The sequence below is a fragment of the Winogradskyella sp. genome (assembly GCF_003712105.1).
GTDB lineage: Bacteria > Bacteroidota > Bacteroidia > Flavobacteriales > Flavobacteriaceae > Winogradskyella.
The window spans coordinates 795311-820917 of record NZ_RHLG01000001.1 but is presented as its reverse complement, the minus strand read 5'-3'; the positions used below and the strand labels follow the sequence as shown (position 1 = coordinate 820917).

26 protein-coding genes are annotated in these 25607 nt (G+C 34.1%); 12 read left to right on the top strand and 14 right to left on the bottom strand.

Translation table 11 applies throughout. The features are described from left to right. The first annotated feature begins 55 nt into the window (after positions 1–55). Positions 56–580, top strand: coding sequence for a ferritin (locus ED556_RS03840; protein WP_296319519.1), 525 nt, complete (start codon positions 56–58; stop codon positions 578–580). Between the two features lie 422 nt (positions 581–1002). Then, the gene (locus ED556_RS03835) at positions 1003–2325 is read left to right on the top strand and encodes a T9SS type A sorting domain-containing protein (protein ID WP_296319517.1); all 1323 of its coding nucleotides are present in this window, start codon (positions 1003–1005) and stop codon (positions 2323–2325) included. Between the two features lie 64 nt (positions 2326–2389). Here the strand turns inward: ED556_RS03835 and ssb are convergent, their stop codons facing one another. Further along, positions 2390–2722 (bottom strand): single-stranded DNA-binding protein, encoded by a 333-nt coding sequence (gene ssb, locus ED556_RS03830; protein ID WP_296319515.1) that lies wholly within the window; start codon positions 2720–2722, stop codon positions 2390–2392. 166 nt (positions 2723–2888) lie between these two features. Between ssb and ED556_RS03825 the strand changes: the two genes are divergently transcribed. Genes ED556_RS03825 through ED556_RS03815 form a run of 3 tightly spaced genes read left to right on the top strand, consistent with a single transcriptional unit; the run spans position 2889 to position 4538 of the window. Next, positions 2889–3437, top strand: coding sequence for a GNAT family N-acetyltransferase (locus ED556_RS03825; protein ID WP_296319513.1), 549 nt, complete (start codon positions 2889–2891; stop codon positions 3435–3437). After that, positions 3418–3768: a hypothetical protein gene (locus ED556_RS03820; protein ID WP_296319510.1), complete on the top strand. Its 351-nt coding sequence runs from the start codon at positions 3418–3420 to the stop codon at positions 3766–3768. Before ED556_RS03825 ends, ED556_RS03820 begins: the two co-directional genes overlap by 20 nt. A gap of 56 nt (positions 3769–3824) precedes the next feature. Beyond that, positions 3825–4538 (top strand): GIDE domain-containing protein, encoded by a 714-nt coding sequence (locus ED556_RS03815; protein WP_296319509.1) that lies wholly within the window; start codon positions 3825–3827, stop codon positions 4536–4538. On the opposite strand, the gene ED556_RS03810 is transcribed toward ED556_RS03815, so the two are convergent. Next, positions 4528–5007, bottom strand: coding sequence for a CBS domain-containing protein (locus ED556_RS03810; protein ID WP_296319507.1), 480 nt, complete (start codon positions 5005–5007; stop codon positions 4528–4530). The two genes, ED556_RS03815 and ED556_RS03810, sit on opposite strands and share 11 nt — an antisense overlap. Positions 5008–5110: 103 nt before the next feature. Between ED556_RS03810 and ED556_RS03805 the strand changes: the two genes are divergently transcribed. Together ED556_RS03805 and ED556_RS03800 are read left to right on the top strand one after the other, a co-directional pair. Further along, positions 5111–5923: an NAD(P)H-binding protein gene (locus ED556_RS03805; RefSeq protein WP_296319504.1), complete on the top strand. Its 813-nt coding sequence runs from the start codon at positions 5111–5113 to the stop codon at positions 5921–5923. 70 nt (positions 5924–5993) lie between these two features. Next, complete coding sequence (locus ED556_RS03800) at positions 5994–6686, top strand: hypothetical protein (RefSeq protein WP_296319502.1); 693 nt, start codon at positions 5994–5996, stop codon at positions 6684–6686. Positions 6687–6755: 69 nt separating this feature from the next. Here ED556_RS03800 and ED556_RS03795 read toward each other — a convergent pair whose 3' ends face one another. Continuing rightward, the gene (locus ED556_RS03795) at positions 6756–8819 is read right to left on the bottom strand and encodes a M13 family metallopeptidase (protein ID WP_296319500.1); all 2064 of its coding nucleotides are present in this window, start codon (positions 8817–8819) and stop codon (positions 6756–6758) included. A 90-nt stretch (positions 8820–8909) separates the two neighbouring features. After that, positions 8910–9440 (bottom strand): hypothetical protein, encoded by a 531-nt coding sequence (locus tag ED556_RS03790; RefSeq protein ID WP_296319498.1) that lies wholly within the window; start codon positions 9438–9440, stop codon positions 8910–8912. 166 nt (positions 9441–9606) lie between these two features. On the opposite strand from ED556_RS03790, the gene ED556_RS03785 reads away from it, so the two are divergent. Continuing rightward, a complete protein-coding gene (locus ED556_RS03785; RefSeq protein ID WP_296319496.1) occupies positions 9607–10560 on the top strand; it encodes an NAD-dependent epimerase/dehydratase family protein in 954 nt (317 codons plus the stop codon). Here the strand turns inward: ED556_RS03785 and ED556_RS03780 are convergent. Then, positions 10557–12104 (bottom strand): hypothetical protein, encoded by a 1548-nt coding sequence (locus ED556_RS03780; protein WP_296319493.1) that lies wholly within the window; start codon positions 12102–12104, stop codon positions 10557–10559. The genes ED556_RS03785 and ED556_RS03780 overlap by 4 nt on opposite strands. Before the next feature lie 147 nt (positions 12105–12251). On the opposite strand from ED556_RS03780, the gene ED556_RS03775 reads away from it, so the two are divergent. From ED556_RS03775 to leuB, 4 genes are read left to right on the top strand one after another with little or no spacing between them, the layout of a single operon-like run. Continuing rightward, positions 12252–13427 carry a 2-isopropylmalate synthase gene (locus ED556_RS03775; RefSeq protein WP_296319491.1) on the top strand — a complete coding sequence of 392 codons (1176 nt, stop codon included), beginning with the start codon at positions 12252–12254 and terminating at the stop codon, positions 13425–13427. Beyond that, positions 13427–14809, top strand: coding sequence for a 3-isopropylmalate dehydratase large subunit (gene leuC / locus ED556_RS03770; protein WP_296319489.1), 1383 nt, complete (start codon positions 13427–13429; stop codon positions 14807–14809). The genes ED556_RS03775 and leuC overlap by 1 nt, the downstream gene beginning before the upstream one ends. A 7-nt stretch (positions 14810–14816) precedes the next feature. Then, positions 14817–15398: a 3-isopropylmalate dehydratase small subunit gene (gene leuD, locus ED556_RS03765; protein WP_296319487.1), complete on the top strand. Its 582-nt coding sequence runs from the start codon at positions 14817–14819 to the stop codon at positions 15396–15398. After that, a complete protein-coding gene (gene leuB / locus ED556_RS03760; protein WP_296319485.1) occupies positions 15398–16513 on the top strand; it encodes a 3-isopropylmalate dehydrogenase in 1116 nt (371 codons plus the stop codon). Before leuD ends, leuB begins: the two co-directional genes overlap by 1 nt. 57 nt (positions 16514–16570) lie before the next feature. Here the strand turns inward: leuB and argH are convergent, their stop codons facing one another. From argH to ED556_RS03715, 9 genes are all read right to left on the bottom strand, one after another. Continuing rightward, the gene (gene argH / locus ED556_RS03755; RefSeq protein WP_296319483.1) at positions 16571–17845 is read right to left on the bottom strand and encodes an argininosuccinate lyase; all 1275 of its coding nucleotides are present in this window, start codon (positions 17843–17845) and stop codon (positions 16571–16573) included. Positions 17846–17967: 122 nt separating this feature from the next. After that, a complete protein-coding gene (locus ED556_RS03750) occupies positions 17968–19032 on the bottom strand; it encodes a M20 family metallo-hydrolase (RefSeq protein WP_296319480.1) in 1065 nt (354 codons plus the stop codon). Then, the gene (argB, locus tag ED556_RS03745; RefSeq protein ID WP_296319478.1) at positions 19029–19805 is read right to left on the bottom strand and encodes an acetylglutamate kinase; all 777 of its coding nucleotides are present in this window, start codon (positions 19803–19805) and stop codon (positions 19029–19031) included. Before argB ends, ED556_RS03750 begins: the two co-directional genes overlap by 4 nt. 90 nt (positions 19806–19895) lie before the next feature. Then, a complete protein-coding gene (locus ED556_RS03740; protein ID WP_296319476.1) occupies positions 19896–20831 on the bottom strand; it encodes an acetylornithine carbamoyltransferase in 936 nt (311 codons plus the stop codon). Continuing rightward, the gene (locus ED556_RS03735) at positions 20831–21958 is read right to left on the bottom strand and encodes an aminotransferase class III-fold pyridoxal phosphate-dependent enzyme (protein WP_296319474.1); all 1128 of its coding nucleotides are present in this window, start codon (positions 21956–21958) and stop codon (positions 20831–20833) included. The genes ED556_RS03740 and ED556_RS03735 overlap by 1 nt, the downstream gene beginning before the upstream one ends. Continuing rightward, positions 21955–22755 (bottom strand): pyrroline-5-carboxylate reductase, encoded by an 801-nt coding sequence (gene proC / locus ED556_RS03730; protein ID WP_296319472.1) that lies wholly within the window; start codon positions 22753–22755, stop codon positions 21955–21957. Before proC ends, ED556_RS03735 begins: the two co-directional genes overlap by 4 nt. 33 nt (positions 22756–22788) lie before the next feature. Beyond that, positions 22789–23766 carry an N-acetyl-gamma-glutamyl-phosphate reductase gene (argC, locus tag ED556_RS03725; protein ID WP_296319470.1) on the bottom strand — a complete coding sequence of 326 codons (978 nt, stop codon included), beginning with the start codon at positions 23764–23766 and terminating at the stop codon, positions 22789–22791. Between the two features lies 1 nt (position 23767). Further along, on the bottom strand, positions 23768–24946 hold the full coding sequence (locus ED556_RS03720; RefSeq protein WP_296319468.1) for an argininosuccinate synthase domain-containing protein: 1179 nt from the start codon (positions 24944–24946) through the stop codon (positions 23768–23770). After that, complete coding sequence (locus ED556_RS03715; RefSeq protein WP_296319466.1) at positions 24946–25566, bottom strand: GNAT family N-acetyltransferase; 621 nt, start codon at positions 25564–25566, stop codon at positions 24946–24948. The genes ED556_RS03720 and ED556_RS03715 overlap by 1 nt, the downstream gene beginning before the upstream one ends. Between the last annotated feature and the right edge of the window lie 41 nt (positions 25567–25607).

The window sequence follows — 25607 nt, the reverse complement described above, 5'->3', positions numbered from 1 at the left end:
TCGGAGTCGTAAAACTTTTGTCATATATTCATTATTTTTGATTAAAATCGAAAAAATGTTATCAAAATCAATAGAAAAAGCACTTAATAAGCAAATACGAATCGAAGCAGAATCGTCTCAAGTATATTTAGCAATGGCCGTTTGGGCAGAAGTAAAAGGGTTAGAAGGCATCTCTAATTTTATGTACGATCAGTCTGATGAAGAGCGCGAACACATGTTAAAACTAGTGAAATTTGTTAACGAGCGTGGTGGTCATGCACATATAAGTGAGCTTAATGCACCAAATGTTTCGTTTGATTCATTCCAAAAAATGTTCGAAAAATTACTTGAGCATGAGATCTTTGTTTCTCAAAGCATTAATGAACTAGTCCATATATCACTTCAAGAAAAGGATTATGCCACACATAATTTCTTGCAATGGTATGTAGCTGAACAAATTGAAGAAGAAGCAACTGCCAGAACTATCTTAGATAAAATAAACATGATTGGCGATGATAAAGGCGGTCTATATTTATTTGATAGAGACATTCAACAATTAAATGTTATTAGTTCTGCTGCACCTGAATCTCCAGTAGCATAAATTGTTAAATTTTATTTAGATTAAATTTAAACAACTATATTTGCGCCCAGAAATGAAGCACCAATTTTGGGTAAAAAGAAAGATAAAAAGTTAAAAAAGGAGCGCATAAAGGTTTTATCTACTTGTGGTATGGATCCACTGGGTAAGGTAAAATCTAAATGCTGTAAAAAATATAAAAAAGCAGAACATAAACGTTGTAAAAAATGTCCTTGCTTTGACTTACTTAAAAAAGTAGCCTAAATTGGTTACTTTTTTTATGTCTAGGCCTTAATAAACCAGATTAAAGAAATCATGGATATCATTAAATTTTATTGATTTTAGGACTTTTTTTAGCCTATAATTTTTTCATTTTGTTAAAAATTATAAAAAAACGTTAGTGTTTTGTTATTTTTGCGTCTCAAAAAAAAGCAAAATATTACGTCATGAAAAGAAATTACTATAAAGTTGTTTTTAGTGTTTTTGCGCTATTGAACTATATAACAGCATTCAGTCAGGCAAATAATACCCATGTATGTACCATGCCTGATACGGGTGCGCCAAATAACACATTGGTAAAACTTCGACCACTGGTAAAACAAAAACTCGAGAGCAGAGCAACGCCTTGTGCCACAATCAATGTTAACTATATTGGAGGTGATTGGACAGATATATTTGGGCAACCAAATGAAGCTCAAGATGCTTTTCAATTGGCAGTTGATATTTGGGCAAATTTAATTGATTCGCCTGTTACAATTAATATCAATGCTACTTATGAACCGTCCACTCCAGGTAACCTAGGTTCAGCAAGTGCCTCTTATTTTAGAAGCATCCCAGGAGACCCTGATAACGTATTATATCCTGGTGCGCTTTTCGAAAAAATTACTGGAGCAAACGGCAATGGATTCTCTAGTGATATCTCTTGTAATTTTAATTCTACGAGAAGCGATTGGTTTTTTCCAACGGCTGTAGATGAACCAACACCAGCAGGAATGTTTAATTTTACTTCGGTTGTCTTGCACGAATTAGGACATGGACTTGGTATTGCAGGGTTTGGAAGAACAAGAATTGGAACAACTGGAACCACAGTTGGTTATATTAGAAGAGACTCGAATGGAAATACCACAACTGCGGCAAATGACCCTGCAGCAATTTGGTATAATATATGGGACGAATTTATTGTAAATAGTAGTACTCCTGTACTTGATTTAGATGATCCTTCTAGCTTTTTATTAAGTGCTTTTCAGGGAGATAATTTATCATGTAATGGACCAATTGCTGTAGCTCAAAATGGCGGTGTTCGTCCAAAAACTTATGCACCATTTCCATTTAATGGAGGTTCTAGTTACAGTCACTGGGATGAAGCCACTTTTAATGGTACAGAAACTGCACTTATGACACCATTCTTAGGTCCTGGAGAATCTGTATATGATCCAGGCAATGTGACTTTAGGGTTTATGGAAGATATGGGCTGGTCATTATGTCAAGGCTCTTTAAGCGCCAATGATTTTGCTATTGATGATATTAATATTAGTCCTAATCCTTTTACGGAGTCAATTACAATTGAGTTACCACCACGATTATCAAACAACTCTTTTTCGGCTAGAATAACGGACATCAATGGACGCGAAGTTTATGGTAATTTAGATTTTAATAATGGAGAAATAATTATCTCTAATTTGAGTAATCTTAAAAATGCATTATACTTTTTGACCATTGAAAATAAAACGTCGAATATTAGTATAACAAAAAAGATAATTAAGAAATAAAAATTCTATATAATTATAAAAAAGGGAAGCTAATCAGCTTCCCTTTTTTATTAAATTAATAATACTACTTACCTAGCATCAATAATTCGTTGCATATCACTTCTGTAGTATATCTCTTAATTCCATCTTTATCTTCCCAAGAACGTGTTGATAATTTTCCTTCTATTGCTACTTCTTTGCCTTTACCAACATACTTCTCAACTATCTCGGCTGTTTTTCCCCAAGCTACAACATTGTGCCATTGTGTATCGGTCACTTTTTCTCCGTTTGCATTTTTATAGCTTTCATTAGTTGCTATTGAAAATTTAGCAAGTATTTTACCTGATTCAAGATTTACAATTTCCGGGTCATTGCCTAAGTTACCAATCAACTGTACTTTGTTTCTTAATGTGTTCATGTGTTCTAAAATTTTATTGTTAAACAGTTAATACTATTGAACCGCCTTGATTCAACATTGCAAATATGAAACACCTGTCCAATCTTATTCGGTTGATACACGTTTAAATTCGTTTGTAAATATTTGTAGTCGTTTGTAAATGGATAATATTCAGCTATATTTGCATATGAGTGCTTTTAAAATCAAAACTAAAAACCTTATCCTTAGACACTTAAGAGAAAGTGATTTACTAGGTATTTATGAATTAGATTCTGACCCATTGGTTCATAAATACTTAGGGAATAAACCTATTAAAACAAAAGAAGAAGCTCTAGAAAGTATAAAATCTAATATTCTACAGCATAAAGAACGAGGAATTGCCCGTTGGGCTGCAATTGAAAAAAGCTCTGGTGAATTTATTGGTTGGTCAGGTTTAAGATTAAACAACGATCTAACGTTTAATAACCAAACAAACTTCTATGATGTTGGTTATCGTTTTATACCTCGCTTTTGGGGGAAAGGCTATGCAACTGAATCTTCAATTGTAGCTATGGATTATTTTTTTACTACCATGAAAAAGGAGCTATTAATTGGGGTTGCTGAAATCGACAATATAGCTTCGAACAAGGTTTTAGGAAAAATAGGATTGCAGTTTAAGGAAGAATTTAAAATAGATGATGTCAAAGCAAATTGGTACGAACTAAAAAAAGATGAGTATGCAAAAAGAATGTCCTGAATGCGGTAATAAAATTTTTGGTAGAATAGATAAAAAATTCTGTAGTGATGGTTGCAGAAATGCTTATAATAACAGAATTAATAAAGACTCTAAAAATCTTATTAGAAACACCAATAACCGGTTACGCAAAAATTATAGAATTCTTGAGGAACTCAACCCTAGAAAAAAATCAAAAACTTCGAGAGCAAAGTTAATTGAAAAAGGTTTTGATTTTAATTACATTACCAGTATCTATACTACCAAGGCTGGCAAAATTTATTACTTCGTTTACGATCAGGGCTATTTACCTATCGAAGGGGATTATTATGCTTTGGTCAAGCGTGATGATTAGTTGTGTAACATTTATAATTTAGTATACACATATAGTATACAACTAACCACGCTTTTATGGAACCATTTCTTATTATTTCCCTTTTTATAGGTGCTACTGCCATCATAATTTTTCTGTCTCACTACTTTAGTAATAAGCAAATAATAAAACGGTCACTATCAAAAATTCCGTTTAGAAATGTTACTAATCTTAGACAAAATGAGTTATCAAAACTGCATGGTAAAGCGTTACACGTTAAAGCGCCTTTAATTGCGCCGTACTCTAAACGTGAGTGTATATTTTATCAGATAAAAATTCAAAAAAGAGTAAGTAATGGTAAATCTACACGATGGAAAACATTGGTGGAAGAAGAGCGTATGCAAGAGTTCTTTATAGAAAACAATGGCGATATGGTGATTGTAAAACCTACAAAACATCCAAAAAATTACAAGTGCTTTTTGGTTAAAGACCAGAAGCAAAACTCTGGTACATTTAATGACGCTTCACCTAAATTTGAAGCCTTACTTCGATCTTACAATATTGATAGTACTAATTGGTTAGGGTTTAATAAAACGTTGAGATACGAGGAAGGTATTATTGAAATAGGTGAGGCAATTACAGTATCTGGTATAGCAAAATGGAAATCACTAAGCGAACCTATACCTGAGTATCCATATTCGAAAATTGCAGAACTTGAAAGTGGTGTAAATCAAAAACTACTAATTACGGATCTGCCAGAAACATTTCCGCCAATACACAAAAGATTAAGAGGTAAAAGAACTACCCTTTAGTTGTGCTATTCCAGTTTTCAGATTTTAATTGAAGTGCAGCTTTTAAGATATCTTTCTGGCTAATTTGCCCTACTAATCTACCGTTTTCAACTATAGGAAAACGTCTACGTTTTGAGTTTAAAAACTTATTGGCAGCATCAAAAATATCCATATTGCCATCAATAGTTTCAACATTTTTAATCATTCTTTTCTCAACTAAATCTTCTTCTAATGGCATGTTATAATACCTGCTTTCACTCAATTGCTTTAGACAATCACCCTCAGAAATAATACCAACTAATTCATTTTTGTCATTAACTACTGGCCCACCAGAGATTTTATTTTTAATTATAGCCTCTACTACAGTATGTATTTTTTGATGAGGTTTAAAAGTTATGAGGTTGGTTGTCATATAATCTTTTACTTTTAAAGCTCTTTGTGTAGTGGTGTTTTGATGCTTGCGAGCACCTTGAAAACTTTTAATACCCATGACCTTGATATTTTGAGTGAATCTTAAAGTTACTTAAAATTAGCGAGCTTTGCAAGAATCAATAATTACAGCACTATCTTTGATGTATTAAATTTCATAATTATTGAAGTCGCAAAATATAGGTGTTATTGGTTGTGGATGGCTCGGGCTACCTCTAGCTAAGAAACTAATTAGTAGTGGTCATAATATAAAAGGTACTAGCACCTCTTTAGAAAAATTAGAGGTGTTAAAGCAACATGGTATTACGCCTTATTTAATTCAGCTAAGTGAAACTTCTGTACTTGGAGATATTACATCCTTTCTAGAAAATACAGACACTCTGGTTGTAAATATTCCGCCTGGAATTCGTAAAAACCCATCCAAAAATCACGTAGCCGAAATTAGACAATTGTTAAAGCACATTGACAAAAGCCAAGCTAATAATATCTTATATATAAGTTCTACTTCTGTCTATTCAAATAAATATCCAATTGAGACAATAACCGAACAAACTGATCTTGATGCCACAACAAATTCTGGCAAACAGCTTATCGAAATAGAACGGTTACTTAAAACAAATTTGAATTTGAATACAACAATTTTAAGGTTCTCAGGTCTTATAGACAAGAACAGACATCCGGGGCAGTTTTTGTCTGGGAGAAAAAATATTCCTAATGGTAATGCACCAATAAATCTAATTGATAAAAATGATTGCATCGCCATCATTAGCGAGCTCATAAAACATGACATTTGGAATGAAGAATTAAACGCTTGTTACCCTTATCATCCTACCAAAAAAAATTACTATACTAACTATTGTAAAGACCATAATTTAAAATACCCAGAATTTAAAACTGAGCTTTTTTCAAAAGGAAAAATAATTGATTCATCAAAGTTGGCACAACTATTGGACTTTGAGTATAAAACTAGCCTCTAGGAAATTAATAAGTTTTTAAGACCAATTTCTATTAATTTTCTTAGATTTGGCGCATTAAAATTTTATCAAAATGAAGAAGATTACCGTTGCAATTGTTTTATTGATTTCCGCAATATCTTTTGCTCAAGGAAACGCAGATTTAAAAGCGCACTATGAAGCTTATTATAAACAAATGAAGGCCCAGGGTGATGTGCAAGGAGTTATTAATGCTATGACACATTTAGAAGTGCTTGCTCCTAATCAATCTAGAAGAGATACATTAGCCTATCTCTATATTACTGAAGGTCAATTTGTTCAAGCCATTAATACTATTGGTTTTGAAAAAAATGCCACTGATTCTGACTTAAATGTTGAAGTAAAAGCAATCGCCCTTAAAAACTTAAACGAAACTAAAAGAGCCTTAGAACACTATAATGTCTTATTTAGAAGAAATGCAAATCCTGTTTTAGCTTATGAAATTGCTGATTTAATGATTCAGAATAAAGACTTAGCAGGTGCTAAAGCTAAAATTGAGTACGGGATTACCAATGCAAAAGACGATATGAAGCGTGCGTTTTATGAGTCGCAACGTCCTTATGAAACACCATTAAAAGCAGCTTTTATATATCTAAAAGCATTGGTAACGTTTCAAGAAAACCAAGATGCTAATATAGACCCAGCTTTAAAATTAGTGAATGATGCTTTAGCAATTGATCCTAATTTTAATATGGCTAAAATGACTCGTGAAGCTTTAGAGGCTAAAAAAGCAGCTCCTAAAAACTAATAATTCTTAAAAATAGATTACAAAAAAAGGCAGCTAATAGCTGCCTTTTGTTTTTATATAAATTTGGTTTTACCAAATTCTTACTCGCTTTTCAGGAGCTAAATACATAGCATCACCTTCTTTAATACCAAAGGCTTCATAGAACGCATCAACATTTTTTAGTGGCTGTGTTGCTCTAATATTTCCAGGAGAATGTGGATCTGTTTTTATTTGAGTTCGTAACGCATCCTCTCTAATTAACGTTCTCCATACTGTTGCCCAAGACATAAAGAAACGTTGCTCGGCAGTAAATCCATCAATATCGTCTGGTCTTCCGTTTTCTTCAAAGAATAATTGAAGTCCATCGTAAGCTCCAAGTACACCACCAAGGTCACCAATATTTTCACCAAGTGTAAAGGGTCCATTAACATAAACACTATCTAAAACCTCTAATGCTGAGTACTGATCTGCCAATGCTTTACCTCTTTTTTCGAACTCTTTAAGGTCTTCTGGTGTCCACCAGTTGTTAACATTACCGTCTGCATCAAAACGTGCACCTGAATCATCGAATGCATGAGATATTTCATGTCCAATAACTGCTCCTATACCTCCATAATTCACAGCTTCATCTGCTGTATAATTGTAAAATGGTGGTTGAAGAATTGCAGCAGGGAATACGATTTCATTATTTAATGGATTAAAATAAGCATTTACTGTTTGCGGAGACATTCCCCATCTTTTCTTATCTACTGGTTCATTAATCTCTGACAAGTTTCTTTTTTGAGCCCATTCGCCTACTGCCAACATATTTTCAGCATAAGAATTACCTTCTTTTACAGCCATATTAGAATAGTCTTCCCATTCATCTGGGTAAGCAATTTTTACAGTAAACTTATCTAACTTCTCAATAGCTTTTGCTTTTGTTTCTGGAGTCATCCAGTCTAACTTATTAATTCTATTCTGGAACGCTTTGATTACGTTAGCAATCATCTTTTCTGCTTTGGCTTTTGCTTCTGGTGGGAATTTAGAATCTACATAAAGTTTACCAATAGCTTCACCAACACTTCCGTTTACTGTTCCTAAAGCTCTTTCTTCAGCGGTTCTTTGTTTTTTAGCACCACGTAATGTTTTACTATAAAAGTCCCAATTAGCCTTTTCAATTTCAGTAGTTAAGAATCCGGCAGCATTGTTTAATGTAGACCAAGTCATCAACGTTTTTACATCGTTAATTGGCGTCTCCTGTAGAAAATTATTTAACGCTGCCATGTACTTTGGCTGCATCACTAATAATGTATCAACCTCTTTTTCGATGCCCATATCATCCATAAATTGTTTCCAATTCATAGAAGGGACCATTTTTTGTAAATCAGCTAATGCTGTTGGATTATTAAAGTTTCTTACATCTCTACTTGCTACTTTATCTAAACGTGGTTCAGCAAGTTGAGTTTCGAGTTCTAAAACACGCTCAGCAGCACTTCGAGCATCAGCTTCAGAATAATTAACAAACTGAAGCATACGCGTTATATGATCAACGTATTGCCCTCTAATCTCTTTAGTTTTTTCATCTTGATCAACGTAATAATCACGCTGTAATCCTAGTCCGCCTGGAAATACCCAAGCAGTATTCATTGTACTATTGTTTAAATCTGGATTAGCACCAATGCCTGCAAATGGAGCTGAAACACCTAAAGTGCTAGCAAGAATTTGCTGCATATCTGACACAGATGAAATACTATTAATTTTATCTAATAGGGGTTGCATCGGTTTTATACCTGCTTCGTCTCTCGCTACGGTATCTAACTCAGATTGAAAAATTAATAAGGCTTTCTTTTGATCAGATCCTTCTTTATAAGTACCTAGTTCTTTAGATTGATAAAGTATTTCTAATACGTCATTTCTTGTAGATTTACGTAAAACTCCAAATCCACCCCAACGCGTTTCGTCATCAGGAATGGTATTCGTTTTCATCCAATTTCCATTAACATAGTTATAGAAATCATCTTTTGGACTTACATCTTTGTCCATGTTCTCGAGAATTATCCCTGGGATTTCCTCGGCCATCGCTGTATCTTCTTTCTTTTCTTCCTTACAAGACACTATTATAAGTGAAGCCAATAAAAGAACTACAAACCTGGAATTTAAAATGGTTTTCATAATGATTTGTAATTAGTTTGATTAAAAGTAGTTAATCGTAAGACTTGCATTGGGAGAAAATGTTACATCTTAACTAAACTTTAATAAAGTTTATTCGCCCTCTGGTCGTCCTACATCTCGTTTTTTTATTTCTATTTCCTTATTAATCATATAGATAAGGTTAGAATTAGCAATTAGTAATTCCTTAATACTTTTAAGCTTATTATCAACCGCGTAATTATCAAGCTTTAGGTCGTTATTTAGTTTCAATAATTTGGTTTCAAGAACTGAAATTCTTGAGTTTATTGAGTTTGTATTTATATTATCAGGTATGCTTACTCTTAAACTATCCAAAAAAACCTTTAGTGTATCCTTCGCATCCGTAAAAAAGGTAACATCCGCTGTTCTAAGATAGGATATTTGAGTTGAAAGCTCTTGAAATTTTGACCAGTTAGTGACTTCATTTTTTGCGTCATCACTCAAAATATAATCATTGAACTTAAAATTCTCTATTGCCTTTGTCGTGATGGCTTCTGTTTTTTGCTCATTAGAATTTTCGTCCTCAACTTTTTGTCGAGGTTTATCATCTGCACAACTTATTAAAAAAAGTAAGCTTAGTATATAAATAAATTTTGAACTCATTACTCCATATTCTGGCATAAAGATAAATAATCTGTAACAGCTATCGTATACTCATATCAACCAATATCTTAAATGCTAAATTCTTATTAAAACCCTTCAAATTCTTATTTATTATAAAAAAACAGCTGAATTTCTTATTATTTTTGACAATCCTTAAAAAATAAGTATGTCTTCTAAGATATTAATCATAGGTGCTTGCGGACAAATAGGCACAGAACTTACAATTAAATTAAGAGAAATCTATGGCGTATCTAATGTTATTGCCAGCGACATAAATACTCGTAATCTAGATTTGGTTAATTCTGGTCCTTTTGAGATCATAGATGCAAAGAATTACAATGCTATACACGATTGTTGTGTGCAAAATAATGTGAAGACTATTTATTTAATGGCTGCATTGCTAAGTGCAACAGGCGAAAAATATCCTATGGAAGCGTGGGACTTAAACATGAATTCACTTTTTCATGTACTTAATTTAGCAAAAGATAACGTCATAGATAGAATATTTTGGCCAAGTAGTATCGCAGTATTTGGGCCAACTACTCCTATAGATAATACACCACAACATACCATATGCGAGCCAACAACAGTTTATGGTATTACAAAACAAGTTGGTGAGCGCTGGTGCGAATATTATTGGGAAAAGTACGGCGTGGATGTAAGGAGTATTCGTTATCCGGGCATTATAAGCCATAAAGCAATGCCTGGTGGTGGAACTACAGATTATGCTGTAGAAATTTATCATGAAGCCGTAAAAAAAGCCTCTTACAACTGCTTTCTTGCTGAGGATACTGAATTACCAATGGTATTTATGGAGGATGCAATTAGGGCTACAGTACATATAATGCAAGCACCAAGTGACGCCATAGAGATACGTTCGGCATATAATTTAGCGGCCATTTCTTTTACTCCAAAAGACATATACCATAGCATCAAAAAGCACATCCCTGATTTTACGATAAATTACAATCCTGATTTTAGGCAGTCTATTGCAGATAGCTGGCCTTCATCCATAGATGATAGCAAAGCTCGAGAAGATTGGAATTGGAAGCATGAGTTTGATTTGGACCAAATGACTGCCGAAATGCTGAAACATTTAAAAGTAAAGTACAACTCCTAACCGTTTTGTTTCAGGAGATATTTATTTCTAATAATCTCACCTACTTGCTTATTTTCGATTTTACTTTCTAGCCAGGAAATAATATCTAAGTACAAAAAGGCTCTTCGCTCGTAAGGATGCTCTTCATAGGTCTTTAATGTTTCATGTAATTTTTTGAAAGCCTTCTTTAAATCATGTGGGTAAATATCTTGAAGCCCTCGAATAAACTTTATCATTTCCTTTTGCACTTCATGCAAATCATTCATTTTAATTAAGAATTTATAGGTACTTCTTAATAGCGACTCCAAATGATAATCCAATCCTGCTTCGTAATGTGCAACTAAATTTAGTACTCTAGAGAAGCATAATAAATCTTCTCTCATAGAAAGCGACTTGTTGGATATTATTCTGTCTAAATATTCTATACATTTTTTATTATTCCCAGCACCAAAATGAAGACTGGCAAACTTGTAATAAAAAATCATTGCATGATGTTCATCTATTCGGTTCTTATAACCTGTAAGTTCGCCTTCAATCTTTGGAATGAGCTCTAAACCTTCGTCAAAACTACCATCCATAAAATGGAGATTAACCTTATTGAGGTTAATGTATAAAAACGATAAGGCTTCAACATTTTCATCTTTAGGCAAGCTATTTCCATTCTTAATTTCTTCAAGTTTTGACAGTGCATTTTTAAACTTCTCTCTATTACCGATAAAAAACAATGCCTCAAGTAAATAGTTATTCCCTTTTAAGAAAAACACAGGATTTAATCGAATCATGCTTGGGTTTTCATAAAATAGATTTACCCATTTGGAAGCATACTTATAACAGTTTTTAAAGTCTTGGAGCAAAAAACTATACCACAAATACACTTTGTACAACCATAGCTTTTCTCTAAAACCCAATTCTTTGATGCTATATTCTGGTAATCTATTGTTGAAGTACGTTGTAATTTCATTAGCTTCTTCTTCATTTTTGGCATAACCTGTTTTCAAGAAAATACCATACAATTGCAGGGATAAATTAGAGAGCTTACTGGTAATAACATTTAATCTACTTAACTCTTTTGCTTGTATACTTAACTCATCTGCACGACCACTAATGCTTCGTGTTATGTATTGCGTTTCGATTATTTTTTCGAGCTCTACAATTTCGTAAGCTAAATTTTTTTCTTCGTTTTTAATTGCCACTTCCTTAGACTTATCCAAAAGTTTAAGGCTTTGTTTGTACAATCCCTTATGATAAAGAATAGAAGCAAAATCTAATTGCTCCCGAATTTGAGACCTAATATTTTGATGAGATGGATTAAGCTTTAGACTTATAAGTATCTGTTTGTAAAGATGCGCCTTTACGTTTGCTAGCTGCTGTTTTTTAACGATGTCAGCCTTCAAAATTGCAGCTTCATCATATTGCGATGACTTGTCTAAAAGATTAAAAAGGTTCAAAAATTTTGAATCAGAATTTACACCCAATCGCCCAACGTAAAGTTTAAATTGTCGCTTTTCGGATTTAGTAAGCGATTTTATTAATAAAAACAGGTTATCTTTTTGAGCTTTAGTCATCAAGCGGTTTTAAGTTTAATAAATTGATTTTCAATTATTTAAAATCTATTTAATCTCTTGGACATCGTATTTAAAAGTTCTGCACTTATACATATGACAAAACCAAAATATACATTCGTATAACAAGAAAAAAATAAATTGTTAAAAATGTCAAAAGGTGAGGTCAAAATATTCGATACAACACTAAGGGATGGAGAGCAAGTCCCAGGTTGTAAGCTAAACACTGAACAAAAATTGGTCATTGCAGAACAATTGGATGTATTGGGTGTTGATATTATTGAAGCCGGTTTTCCGGTATCAAGTCCAGGAGATTTTAAATCGGTTGAAGCTATTTCAAAAATTGTAAAAAATGCTACTGTTTGTGGGTTAACTAGAGCAGTAAAAAATGATATAAAAGTAGCTGCAGAAGCCTTAAAATATGCTGTAAAACCAAGAATTCACACAGGTATTGGTACTTCTGATTCGCATATAAAACACAAATTCAACGCAACAAGAGAACAAATCATTGAGCGCGCTGTCGAAGCTGTGTCTTACGCTAAGTCTTTTGTAGAAGATGTGGAGTTTTATGCTGAAGATGCCGGTCGAACAGACAATGAGTTTTTAGCTAAAGTATGTGAGGAAGTTATAAAAGCTGGTGCTACGGTTTTAAATATTCCAGATACAACTGGCTATTGCTTACCTAGTGAATACGGTGCAAAAATCAAATTCTTAAAAGAAAATGTAAAAGGTATTGATAAAGCTACTTTATCATGCCATTGTCATAACGATTTAGGGTTAGCAACTGCAAACTCTATAGAAGGTGTTATTAATGGAGCACGCCAAATAGAGTGCACTATAAATGGCATTGGAGAACGTGCTGGTAATACGTCTTTAGAAGAAGTAGTGATGATTTTGAAACAACATCCATACTTAAATTTAGATACCAATATCAATACGTCCATGCTATATGGCATAAGTCAATTAGTATCAGATAGTATGGGAGTTTATGTACAACCAAACAAGGCTATTGTTGGTGCTAATGCGTTTGCACATAGTTCTGGAATACATCAAGATGGTGTCATAAAAAATCGTGAGACTTACGAAATTATAGATCCAAAAGATGTTGGTGTTACAGAATCAGCTATAGTTTTAACTGCTCGTAGCGGAAGAGCTGCTTTGGCATACCGAGCTAAAAAAGTAGGCTACGAATTAACTAAGCTTCAGTTAGATGATGTGTATCAAAACTTCTTGAATTTCGCTGATAAGAAGAAAGAAATTGAAGATAATGACATTCATCAAATTATTGAAACAAGTAATGTTTATGCACAAATAATTTCTGCTTAATGGGAAAAACATTATTCGATAAGGTTTGGGATGCGCATGTGGTAGATACTGTTGAAAATGGACCACAAATACTTTATATAGATAAACATCTCATTCACGAAGTAACGAGTCCACAAGCATTCAACGAGTTACGAGAGCGAAATATTCCTATTGCTCGTCCAGATAAAATTGTTGCTACTGCTGACCATAACACACCCACCAAAGATCAGCATTTACCAGTTAAAGATCCATTATCTAAAAACCAGTTACAACAACTCTCTGAGAATTGTAAAGAAAATAACATTACACTGTATGGATTAGGTCATGAATATAACGGCATTGTACACGTCATGGCTCCAGAATTAGGTATCACACAACCAGGAATGACTATCGTTTGTGGTGATAGCCATACTTCAACTCACGGCGCATTTGGAACAATAGCATTTGGTATCGGTACAAGTCAAGTAGCACAGGTATTTGCTAGCCAATGTTTACTGCTTAAAAAGCCTAAAAGTCTGCGTGTAAATGTAAATGGTAAATTGAATAAAGGCGTGACACCAAAAGATGTTATTCTTTATATCATTTCAAAAATTGGTACTAATGCAGGCACGGGGTATTTCTGTGAATATGCCGGAGACGTGTTCGAGAACATGTCTATGGAAGGCCGTATGACTGTTTGTAATATGAGTATTGAAATGGGTGCTCGTGGTGGAATGATTGCGCCAGACCAAACGACTTTTGATTACGTTTCAGGACGAAAATTTGCTCCAACCGGAAAAGATTTAGAAGCCAAAATAGCCTATTGGAAAACATTGCCTTCTGATGTAGATGCAATCTTTGATAAAGAATATCATTTTGATGCAGAAGATATCGCGCCAATGGTTACCTATGGTACTAACCCAGGAATGGGAATAAAAATAACAGAGCATATTCCTGAATATAATGATGCTTCTTTCGAAAAGTCATTAGCATATATGAATTTTAAAAAAGGTGAATCTTTAATCGGTAAACCCATAAACTTTGTGTTTATAGGAAGTTGCACCAACTCTAGAATAGAAGATTTTAGACTTGCAGCGAGTTATATCAAAGGAAAGCGAAAGGCTGATAATGTAACTGCTTGGTTAGTTCCAGGATCTCAACAAGTTGCTCATCAAATACAAGAGGAAGGTCTTTTAAGCATTTTTGAAAACTCAGGTTTCGAATTACGTCAGCCAGGATGTTCTGCTTGTTTGGCTATGAATGAAGATAAAATTCCTAGAGATGAATATTGCGTATCTACATCTAACAGAAATTTTGAAGGACGTCAAGGACAAGGCTCTCGAACTATTTTGGCTAGTCCATTAGTAGCAGCAGCCACAGCAATTGAAGGAAAAATAATTGATATTACTAAACATCTAAACTAAGAACAGAATGACACCATTTAAAATAGTAACATCTCGTGCCATTCCACTTCCGGTTGAAAATATTGATACAGACCAAATTATTCCTGCGCGTTTTTTAAAAGCAACAGACAAAAAAGGATTTGGCGATAATTTATTTAGAGATTGGCGCTACGAAAAAAACGGAAGCCCTAATGACTCCTTTGTATTAAATAGTACAAAATATAGAGGTCAAATTTTAATTGCCGGAGACAATTTTGGTTGTGGCTCTAGTCGTGAACATGCAGCTTGGGCTTTAGCGGACTATGGTTTTAAGGTCATTATTTCAAGTTTCTTTGCTGATATTTTTAAAGGCAATGCTTTAAATAATGGCATGTTACCCATACAAGTCTCTGCAGATTTTTTAAAGCGTATTATAACCCATGTTGAAGAGAATCCGATTGCAGAACTTACAGTAAATCTTGAAACGCAAACTTTAGAGACTCCTGTAGGAACAGTAGATTTTGATATTGACCCATATAAAAAACTATGCCTAATTAATGGGTATGACGACATCGAATTTTTAATTAGTAAATCAGATAAAATTAAAGCCTTTGAGGCTCAATTAGACTAATGACATATAATATTGCCATATTACCAGGTGATGGTATCGGACCAGAAGTTACGGCTCAAGCAAAAAAGGCTTTAGAAGCTATAGCAGATATTTACAATCATACTTTTAAGTACAAAGAAGCGCTTATGGGCGCTATTGCCATTGATAAAACTGGCAACCCACTTCCAGAAGAAACACTTGATGCCTGTGAAGCTGCAGATGCCATTTTGTTTGGTGCTATTGGTGACCCTAAATACGATAATGATCCATCTGCTAAAGTAAGACCAGAACAAGGATTACTAAGATTACGTAAATCTCTAGGCTTGTTTTGCAACATTCGTCCTGTAAAAGCTTATGAAGAATTAATTGGTAAGTCACCTTTAAAACGTCATATCATAAGTGGCACTGATATCTCTATTTATAGAGAATTAACAGGAGGAATTTATTTTGGCGAAAAGCATTTAAGTGAAGATGGTCAAGTCGCATCAGATGGTTGTAAATATTCTGTTGAGGAAATTGAGCGCATGGCTCACCTCGCATTTAAAGAAGCCCAAAAGCGAAGAAAAAAACTCACTTTAGTTGATAAGGCCAATGTCCTAGAAACTTCTCGCCTTTGGAGAAAAACAGTAACCGCCATGGGGCCTCAATACCCTGATGTAGAATTAGATTTCTTGTTTGTAGATAATGCAGCTATGCAACTAATTTTAAATCCTAAACAGTTTGATGTTATTTTAACCGAAAATCTTTTTGGCGATATCATCAGTGATGAGGCTAGTGTTATTGGAGGTTCAATAGGTTTACTTGCTTCTGCTTCAATTGGCAAAGACAATGCTTTATTCGAGCCTATTCATGGATCTTTTCCGCAAGGCGCAGGAAAAGATATTGCCAATCCTTTAGCATCTATTTTATCTGCTGCTATGTTACTTAATCATTTAGGGCTTACAGAAGAAGCTGAGGCTATTGAGCGAGCAGTAGAAAAATCGTTAGAATTAGGTATTACTACCCAAGATATTAACCCAGATAACCCATTTAGTACATCTAAAGTTGGAGACTTTATTGCTGATTATATCCTTAATCAAGAAGATAGCAATATCAATTTTACCAACGTGCATATGGGGCAAAGCACAATTATTTAAGTTTATATTTTTATACTTTAATTAGATTGGAAAACACTCACCTTTGTGGGTGTTTTTTTATTTGGGAAATTTATCTCTAATCTTATCCAAACATAAATTTCCTATACTTCCCACATGGGTGTGCGTTTTATTACTATCTGGCTTGTAAGTGTCTTCTTGTACTTGCTGGCCTATTTGTTGGTAAGCATCTCTAAAGCTCATACCTTCCACAACAAGATTGTTGATACTGTCAACTGTAAATAGGTATTTATATTTTTCATCCGTTAAATCCACATCCTTTACAACAACCTGTTTAATGGCATAATTACAGATATCTAAAATGTCCTTTAAATCTTCAAAAGCGCCAATCATGTTCTCCTTTAGTAATTGAAAATCTCTATGATAACCACTTGGTAAATTATTAGTAATAAGTAGCATTTCAGTTGGTAATGCTTGTATTTTGTTGCTTTTGCCTCTAAGGAGCTCAAATACGTCTGGATTCTTTTTATGTGGCATAATACTGCTTCCTGTTGTGAGTGCATCAGGGAAACTAATAAATCCAAAATTTTGACTCATATATAAGCAAACATCCATTGCAAATCTTGCTATTGTATTACTTAAGCTGCTTAATGCATTAGCAATAGCGCGTTCACTTTTTCCTCTACTTAATTGTGCGGCCACTACATTATATTTTAAAGTAGAAAAATCTAGCTCGCTAGTAGTAAAGTCTCGATCGATAGGAAAAGAACTTCCATAACCTGCAGCCGAACCTAGTGGGTTTTGATCTACAATGTTTTTTACGGCATTAAGCACATGCACATCATCAATAAGTAGCTCTGCATACGCCGAAAACCATAATCCAAAAGACGATGGCATAGCAACTTGCAAATGTGTATATCCAGGAAGCAACTTGTCTTTATATGTATCCGATAAATTTAATAAGGTATCGAAAAGCTTCTCTACTTTTGAACCAATTTCCTTTAGCTGGTCTTTATAGTATAATTGCAAAGCCACTAAAACCTGATCATTTCTAGAACGAGCCGTATGTATCTTCTTGCCTACATCACCAAATTGCCTTGTAAGCTCGTATTCTATCTTGGAGTGTACATCTTCAAACTGTGTTTCTATAATAAATGTGCCTTCTTCAATTTCAAGATATAAATCGTTCAAGCCAATTTCTAGCTGTTGTAATTCTTCAGAAGACATTAATCCTATACGTTGAAGCATTTTTGCATGCGCAAGTGATGCTTGTATATCGTACTTTGCAATATGAATGTCTATTTCTCTATCATTACCAACTGTAAATTGTTCAATTTTTTGGTCTATCGAAATGCCTTTGTCCCAGAGTTTCATGTTTACAAATTTTAATTCTTACAATTTAAGAATCAAGATTAAAGACTGCTTCGCTTTTAGAATATAGACATCTGTTCCTTATCACAAAGTCTTGCTTCTTATCTCTTGCTTCTTTTTCTGTCTTATAATACTTTCTCTAATAATTTTATGTAAATTTCGATGCCTTCTTCTATTTCATTTAAATAAATAAATTCATCCGCTGTATGCGAACGCGTGCTGTCTCCTGGCCCTAATTTTAAAGACGGGCAGCTCAATACTGCTTGATCTGATAAGGTTGGTGAACCATAAGTTTCACGACCTAATTCTATACCAGCTTCTACTAATGGATGACTAATAGGAATAGATGACGAGTTGAGTCTTAAACTACGGGCTTTAATACTTGTACAAGGTGATTTTTGTTCTAAAATTTTTGCTATATCCTCATTGGTGTATTTATCATTAACACGTACATCAATTACCAACTCTACTTCAGCAGGTACAGCATTATGTTGCTTGCCAGCATTTATTTGTGTAACTGTCATCTTTACATCGCCTAATACGGGTGATTTTTTTTCAAACTGATAGGTTTTAAACCAATTTAGAACATCAATAGTGTTATAAATAGCATTGTCATTATTGGGATGTGCTGCATGACTTGGTGTGCCTTTTACTTTAGCATCGAATACGACTAAACCTTTTTCGGCAACGGCTAAATTCATTAATGTTGGTTCTCCAACAATAGCTACATCTACCTTTGGAATAACCTTCAACATGCTATTTAATCCATCAGGTCCACTACTCTCTTCTTCAGCTGATGCAACGATTACCAAGTTGTAATCAAGGTTTTTCTTTTTATAAAAATATGTAAAGGTCGCTAATAACGATACCAAACATCCGCCTGCATCGTTGCTGCCTAAACCAAACAATTTACCATCTTCTACAATAGCTTTAAATGGGTCTTTTGTGTAACCATTATTAGGTTTTACCGTATCGTGGTGCGAATTTAAAAGTAGGGTTTGTTTGTTTTTATTAAAATGTTTATTAATAGCCCATACATTATGTTTAGTACGCTTATAAGGAATATTATAACTCACAAACCAGTTTTCTATGAGCTTTGCCGTGTTGTCTTCTTCGGATGAAAACGATGGTGTTTCAATCAGGTTTTTAAGAAGATTTATCGCTTTTTCTGTTAATTCTTTACGGTTCATTTTTTAATTGTTGTGAATTTTAAATTCTTTTGAAATAGCATCTCTGGTTTACCAATACATACCTTAGCAACATGATGCTTTAAAGCATGCATACAATTATCTAATTTAGGCAGCATACCATCAGCTATAACGCCTTCTTCTATTAGCGATTGATACGTATTTGTACTTATAATTTCAATAACTGAATCTTCGTTATTTACATCTTTTAAAACACCTTGTTTTTCAAAACAATAATAAAGCTCAACTTCATAATTCTTTGTAAGACCGATAGCCAATTCTGAAGCAATAGTGTCTGCATTAGTATTAAGCAATTGACCATTACCATCGTGTGTTATGGCACAAAATACAGGAATTATATTACCATTTAATACGATATCAAGGGTTTTTGTGTTTACAGTTTTAACATCGCCTACAAAACCAAAATCTACTTCTTTAACAGGACGTTTATCAGAAATAATTGTATTACCATCTGCTCCTGCAAACCCAATAGCATTACAATTGTTAGCTTGTAAATAAGCAACAATGGTCTTATTGATTTTTCCTGCATAAACCATAGTTATTATATCTAACGTATCAGCATCGGTTATACGTCTTCCATTGATCATTTTTACCTCAACACCTATTTTAGTAGCAAGTTCAGTTGCCAATTTACCACCACCATGCACAAGTACCTTTAGGCCTTCAAGTTTTGAAAATTGCTCTAAAAATTGACGCAAAGCTGCGTCATCATTGATGATGTTTCCGCCTATTTTTATGACTTTAAGTGTTTTCATTTTTTATTTGTCACCTCAAGTGCAGTTGAGAGGATTTTTTAAGTCTCGCTATTTCGACTGTGCTCAATACGACAGCAAGATTTTTAATATTTATAAACTTTTCAATATACTTTTTAATACAATCTGTGCTGAATACGTGCGATTGTTTGCTTGTTCTATAACTATAGAGCTTTCACTATCCAGTACAGCATCTTCTACAACTACATTTCGTCTTACTGGTAGACAATGCATAAACTTAGCATTGCCTAACTTAGTCTTAGTCATCATCCAGCTTGTATCTTGACTTAAAACCTTGCCATAATCCATATAACTACTCCAGTTTTTAACATAAACAAAGTCTGCATCTTTTAGTGCTTCTTCTTGATTATACACTATCGGAACATCTTTTGTTATTTCCGGATTTAGCTCATAACCTTTAGGATGGGTTATACAAAAATCCACATCTAAGTGTTGCATTATTTTTGCAAAGGAATTGGGAACTGCTTGTGGTAATGCTTTTGGATGTGGTGCCCATGACAACACCACTTTGGGTCGCTTTTTGGTTTTAAATTCCTCAATAGTCAAGGCATCTGCCAATCCTTGTAATGGATGTCCAGTGGCGCTTTCCATGCTGATTATTGGTACTGATGCATGAGTCACTAGACTATTGATAATATATTCTGATTCGTCTTTCTGCTTATCCTTTAAACTTGGAAATGCTCTAACTGCAATAACATCTGCATATTGAGATAAGACTTTAGCAGCATCTTTAATGTGCTCGGCTGTATCAAGATTCATAACTGTACCATCTTCAAACTCTAACTTCCAAGCATCACTAACATTTAACACCATGACTTGCATGCCCAAATTTTTTGCAGCTTTTTCTGTGCTTAAGCGCGTACGCAAACTTGCATTGAAAAAAAGCATAATTAGGGTTTTATGCTTACCTAATGTTTCAAATTGAAAAGGGCTTTTCTTCAACGTAATAGCTTCTTGAAGCGTTTGCTGAAGGTTGTCAATGTCGTTTATGCTCGTATACTTTTTCATTACTTCAGTTCTGATTTTAAAGCTTCAATACATAAATCTATATGTTGCTTTTTAATGGTTAAAGGTGGAAGTATTCTTAACAGGTTTGGATTCTTTGAACTTCCTGTGAAAATGTGATGTTTAAAAATGAGAGCTTTACGTAATTCAGCAATCGGGAAATCAAATTCAAGCCCCAACATTAATCCTCTTCCTTTTATAGTTTTAACTTGAGGTATTGACTGTGCTTCTTTAATAAAATAATGAGATATCTCATGAGCATTTTGCATTAAGGCTTCTTGTTTTATCACATCCAAAACTGTAGTCGAAGCAACACATGCCAAGTGATTACCACCAAAAGTAGTACCTAGCAATCCGAAAGACGCTTTAATATTAGGATGAATTAAAATACCACCAACAGGGAAGCCATTACCCATACCTTTTGCCATTGAAATTATATCGGGTGTAATATTATGCTTCTGGAAAGCAAAGAAATCTCCTGTTCTTCCAAAGCCAGATTGCACCTCATCTGCAATAAGTACAGTATTATATTTCTTTGTGAGGTTGTCTAATGCTTTATAAAATTCTGTTGTGCATTCGTCTAATCCACCAACCCCTTGTATGCACTCTATAATAACTGCACATACATCTCCTTTTTGTAATGCTTTTTCAACTGCTACAGTATTACCTAATTCTATTAATTCAACATCTTGTTGTGCATTAATTGGCGCTATTAGTTTTGGATTATCTGTTGCGGCAACGGCAGCTGAAGTCCTACCATGAAATCCATTTTTAAAAGCAATAACCTTAGATTTATTAGTATGAAATGATGCGAGCTTTAATGCATTCTCATTAGCTTCTGCGCCTGAATTACATAAGAATAACTCATAATTAGGACAACCTGACAACTCACCTATTTTGTTTGCTAATTCAGTTTGTAAAGGGTTTTGAATAGAGTTGCTATAAAACCCCATTTTACTTACTTGCTCACTAATATTCTTCACATATTCTGGATGCGAATGACCAATAGAAATTACCGCATGCCCACCATACAAGTCGAGATATTTGATATTGTTTTGGTCATAAACAAATACATCTTCGGCTTTTTCTGGTGTAACATCGAATAACGGATATACATTAAAGAGAGTCATAACTGATTTGTTTTAATGCTATTTATCTTATTAAAAGATGCAACCATACCTTGAATTAAAGACGAGCTTAATCCTTTATGCTCCATTTCATTTAGACCTTCTATAGTGCATCCTTTTGGTGTGGTCACTTTATCTATTTCTTCTTCAGGATGACGTCCGTTAGTAATTAACAAGTTTGCTGCTCCTTGACAGGTGTGCATCGCTAATTCTTGTGCTTCTTTGGCTTCGAAACCTAACTGAATAGCAGCCTGGGTTGTAGCTCTAATTAACCGCATCCAAAAGGCAATACCACTTGCACATACTACTGTTGCAGCCTGCATTAAATCTTCCTGAATTACAATAGAAGTACCTAATCTGTTAAAAATAGCTTCAGCCAATTTTAATCTTTCTTTCCCATTCCTATTACTACAAATACAAGTCATAGATTTACCTACTGCAATTGCTGTATTTGGCATTGCTCTAATAATGTATTTATCTGCTCCTACAATGCCTTCCATTTTGGCGATAGAAAATCCTGTAATTGTAGAAATCAGTACGTGATTTTCGTTTAATAACGGTTCAATCTCATTTAAGATTTTTTCGAGGTGTGAAGGTTGTACCGCAAAAATTATAATATCGGATTGCTTTACAGCTTCTAAATTATCTGAAGTCAGTGTAACACCTTTAAATCCTTCAAACTCTTTAATACTATTAAGATTTCGTTTAGTTAAATACAGTGTAGTAATCGCATTACTTGTTATCAATCCTTTTGCAATTGAACACCCTAAATTTCCTGTACCTATTATGGCTATTTTCATTTTTTAATATTGTTGAATTAGTATTGAGATAACCTAAAAGTAGCTTCCTTTTAATTGCAAACCTTCAGTTTGGTCAAAACCTAGCATGAGGTTCATATTTTGAATGGCTTGCCCTGAAGCACCTTTTAAGAGGTTATCTATTATACTTGTTATTAATAATTTATTATCGTGTTTATGTAAATGAATTATACATTTATTTGTATTAACTACTTGCTTTAAATGCAAAGGTTCTTCAGAAATAAAAGTAAATGCAGCTTCATTATAGTAATTATTAAAAATAGCTTTCGCCTCTTCTATAGAACCCTCAAACTTTGTATATAAGGTTGCAAAAATACCTCTTGAAAAATTCCCTCGATTAGGCATAAAATTGATTTCAGAATTAAAGTCTTGTTGCAATTGATTAACCGTTTGATGAATCTCTCCCAAGTGTTGATGCGTAAATGCTTTATAATACGAAAAGTTATTGTCTCGCCATGTAAAATGAGTGGTCCTAGATAAAGATGTGCCTGCTCCTGTTGCACCAGTAACTGCATTAATATGCACATCACTTTTTAGTAGGCCATTTGCAGCTAATGGCAATAACCCTAATTGTAAAGCAGTTGCAAAACAGCCTGGATTTGCAATATAGTCAGCAGTTTTAATTTTGTCTTTTTGCAATTCAGGCAAACCATAAACAAAGGTTTTACCTTGAAATGTTTCACCTTTTTTAAGCCTAAAATCATTACTTAAGTCTATTATTTTTGTGCTTTCAGAAAAGTTGTGTTTCTCCAAAAATGCTTTGGAATTACCATGGCCCAGGCATAAAAACAACACATCAACTTCTGTATTAATCTTATCTGTAAAAGTCATGTCTAAGGTCCCAACCAAATCTTGATGAATGGCGCTTATTTTATTACCAGCATTAGAGGTACTATACACAAAATCAATAGTAACTTTTGGGTGGTGCGCCAATAATCTTATGAGTTCGCCTGCTGTATAACCTGCGCCTCCAATAATTCCTATGTGTTCCATTTTAGCCATTGACTTGTTGATATATTTTATTCTGATTTCCTAAAATCTTAATGAATCCTTTGGCTTCATCAGCGCTCCAACCTTTATTCATCTCACCGTAACTTCCGAACTTGGCATTCATTAAATCGTGTTCTGAAACGACACCATTTAAAGTAAAATGATATGGTTTTAAGCTCACGATTACATCTCCAGAAACAGTCTCTTGACTACTTTGTAAAAAAGCTTCCATATTTCGCATCACTGGGTCTAGGTATTGCCCTTCATGCAAATGCATACCATAAAAATTAGACATGTAATCCTTGTGCTGTAACTGCCATTTAGTAAGTGTATGCTTTTCTAATAAATGGTGCGCTTTTATAATAACTAGAGCAGCTGCCGCTTCAAAACCAACACGTCCTTTAATACCTACAATGGTATCGCCAACGTGGATGTCTCTGCCTATGGCATAAGCTGAAGCTAAATTGTTAAGTTTTTCAATATTTACTTCTGGGCTGTTGTTTTCACCATTTAAAGCCACTAATTCCCCTTTTAAAAAGGTCAATGTCACCTTGGTTTCTTCAGTTTTACTGAGTTGAGATGGATACGCGTCACTAGGTAAAGCCGAATGAGATGTTAAGGTCTCGTCACCGCCTACACTTGTTCCCCAAAGCCCTTTATTAACGGAGTATTTTGCCTTTTCCCAAGACATATCGATACCATTACTCTTTAAATATTCGATTTCTTCTTGTCTAGATAGTTTATTATCTCGTATTGGCGTAATAATCTCAATCTCTGGTGCTAAAGTTTGAAAAATCATATCAAAACGCACCTGGTCATTTCCTGCACCAGTACTACCGTGAGCAATATAATCTGCGTTAATACTTTTAGCGTATTGTATAATTTCAATAGCTTGTACAATACGCTCTGCACTTACAGATAATGGATAGGTATTATTTTTGAGTACATTACCAAATACCAGATACTTGACTACCTTATTGTAAAAGGTTTTTACAGCATCGATATTCTTATAGGTCGACACACCCATTTTGTATGCATTTGCTTCAATAGTCTTAATCTCTTCTGCTGAAAATCCTCCAGTATTTACGCTTACAGCATGTACATCGTATCCAGCTTTTGAGAGACTAACAGCACAATATGATGTATCTAATCCACCACTATAAGCGATTACTAATTTCTTCATTACTTATCTTTTTTTGAAAATCGTATTTGTTTGATGTTTTTTAATCTTGTCCATACTTTCTTATCGAACTTATGCTTTTGCTTTGACTGTTCTTCTGAAGTATTTGGATCATAGAGCATTCCTGTGCACAAACACATACTTTGATTGGTACGTTGAAGTACATCATAATTCTTACACGTCTGACAGCCATTCCAGAAGGATTCATCATCTGTTAATTCTGAAAATGTCACAGGCTTATAGCCCAAATCGCTATTCATTTTCATTACTGCCAAACCTGTAGTAATACTAAAAACCTTAGCGTCTGGATATTTCGCTCTTGATTGCTCAAAGATGGCTTTCTTAATTTTTTTTGCTAAGCCTTGCCCTCTAAAATCTGGATGCACAATAAGGCCTGAATTGGCAACAAACTTTCCATGGCCCCAAGATTCTATATAGCAAAAACCAGCAAAGATGTCTCCATCAAGTGCAATTACAGCATTGCCTTTTTCCATCTTTTCAATAATGTATCTAGCTTCTCGTTTGGCAATACCAGTACCTCTAACTTTCGCTGCATCGGCAATAGTATCGCAAACTTGTTGCGCATATACGCTATGTGATTTATCTGCAATTACGATTTGCATTATCTTAATTTGTTTTATGATTTTCTGTCAGTATTTAAAAC

What these genes read in the sequence shown, in the direction of transcription:
- ED556_RS03840 (WP_296319519.1), top strand. Translation starts at nt 56, where the DNA reads ATGTTATCAAAATCAATAGAAAAAGCACTTAATAAGCAAATACGAATC.
- ED556_RS03835 (WP_296319517.1), top strand. Translation starts at nt 1,003, where the DNA reads ATGAAAAGAAATTACTATAAAGTTGTTTTTAGTGTTTTTGCGCTATTG.
- ssb (WP_296319515.1), bottom strand. Translation starts at nt 2,722, where the DNA reads ATGAACACATTAAGAAACAAAGTACAGTTGATTGGTAACTTAGGCAAT.
- ED556_RS03825 (WP_296319513.1), top strand. Translation starts at nt 2,889, where the DNA reads ATGAGTGCTTTTAAAATCAAAACTAAAAACCTTATCCTTAGACACTTA.
- ED556_RS03820 (WP_296319510.1), top strand. Translation starts at nt 3,418, where the DNA reads ATGCAAAAAGAATGTCCTGAATGCGGTAATAAAATTTTTGGTAGAATA.
- ED556_RS03815 (WP_296319509.1), top strand. Translation starts at nt 3,825, where the DNA reads ATGGAACCATTTCTTATTATTTCCCTTTTTATAGGTGCTACTGCCATC.
- ED556_RS03810 (WP_296319507.1), bottom strand. Translation starts at nt 5,007, where the DNA reads ATGGGTATTAAAAGTTTTCAAGGTGCTCGCAAGCATCAAAACACCACT.
- ED556_RS03800 (WP_296319502.1), top strand. Translation starts at nt 5,994, where the DNA reads ATGAAGAAGATTACCGTTGCAATTGTTTTATTGATTTCCGCAATATCT.
- ED556_RS03795 (WP_296319500.1), bottom strand. Translation starts at nt 8,819, where the DNA reads ATGAAAACCATTTTAAATTCCAGGTTTGTAGTTCTTTTATTGGCTTCA.
- ED556_RS03790 (WP_296319498.1), bottom strand. Translation starts at nt 9,440, where the DNA reads ATGAGTTCAAAATTTATTTATATACTAAGCTTACTTTTTTTAATAAGT.
- ED556_RS03785 (WP_296319496.1), top strand. Translation starts at nt 9,607, where the DNA reads ATGTCTTCTAAGATATTAATCATAGGTGCTTGCGGACAAATAGGCACA.
- ED556_RS03780 (WP_296319493.1), bottom strand. Translation starts at nt 12,104, where the DNA reads ATGACTAAAGCTCAAAAAGATAACCTGTTTTTATTAATAAAATCGCTT.
- ED556_RS03775 (WP_296319491.1), top strand. Translation starts at nt 12,252, where the DNA reads ATGTCAAAAGGTGAGGTCAAAATATTCGATACAACACTAAGGGATGGA.
- leuC (WP_296319489.1), top strand. Translation starts at nt 13,427, where the DNA reads ATGGGAAAAACATTATTCGATAAGGTTTGGGATGCGCATGTGGTAGAT.
- leuD (WP_296319487.1), top strand. Translation starts at nt 14,817, where the DNA reads ATGACACCATTTAAAATAGTAACATCTCGTGCCATTCCACTTCCGGTT.
- leuB (WP_296319485.1), top strand. Translation starts at nt 15,398, where the DNA reads ATGACATATAATATTGCCATATTACCAGGTGATGGTATCGGACCAGAA.
- argH (WP_296319483.1), bottom strand. Translation starts at nt 17,845, where the DNA reads ATGAAACTCTGGGACAAAGGCATTTCGATAGACCAAAAAATTGAACAA.
- ED556_RS03750 (WP_296319480.1), bottom strand. Translation starts at nt 19,032, where the DNA reads ATGAACCGTAAAGAATTAACAGAAAAAGCGATAAATCTTCTTAAAAAC.
- argB (WP_296319478.1), bottom strand. Translation starts at nt 19,805, where the DNA reads ATGAAAACACTTAAAGTCATAAAAATAGGCGGAAACATCATCAATGAT.
- ED556_RS03740 (WP_296319476.1), bottom strand. Translation starts at nt 20,831, where the DNA reads ATGAAAAAGTATACGAGCATAAACGACATTGACAACCTTCAGCAAACG.
- ED556_RS03735 (WP_296319474.1), bottom strand. Translation starts at nt 21,958, where the DNA reads ATGACTCTCTTTAATGTATATCCGTTATTCGATGTTACACCAGAAAAA.
- proC (WP_296319472.1), bottom strand. Translation starts at nt 22,755, where the DNA reads ATGAAAATAGCCATAATAGGTACAGGAAATTTAGGGTGTTCAATTGCA.
- argC (WP_296319470.1), bottom strand. Translation starts at nt 23,766, where the DNA reads ATGGAACACATAGGAATTATTGGAGGCGCAGGTTATACAGCAGGCGAA.
- ED556_RS03720 (WP_296319468.1), bottom strand. Translation starts at nt 24,946, where the DNA reads ATGAAGAAATTAGTAATCGCTTATAGTGGTGGATTAGATACATCATAT.
- ED556_RS03715 (WP_296319466.1), bottom strand. Translation starts at nt 25,566, where the DNA reads ATGCAAATCGTAATTGCAGATAAATCACATAGCGTATATGCGCAACAA.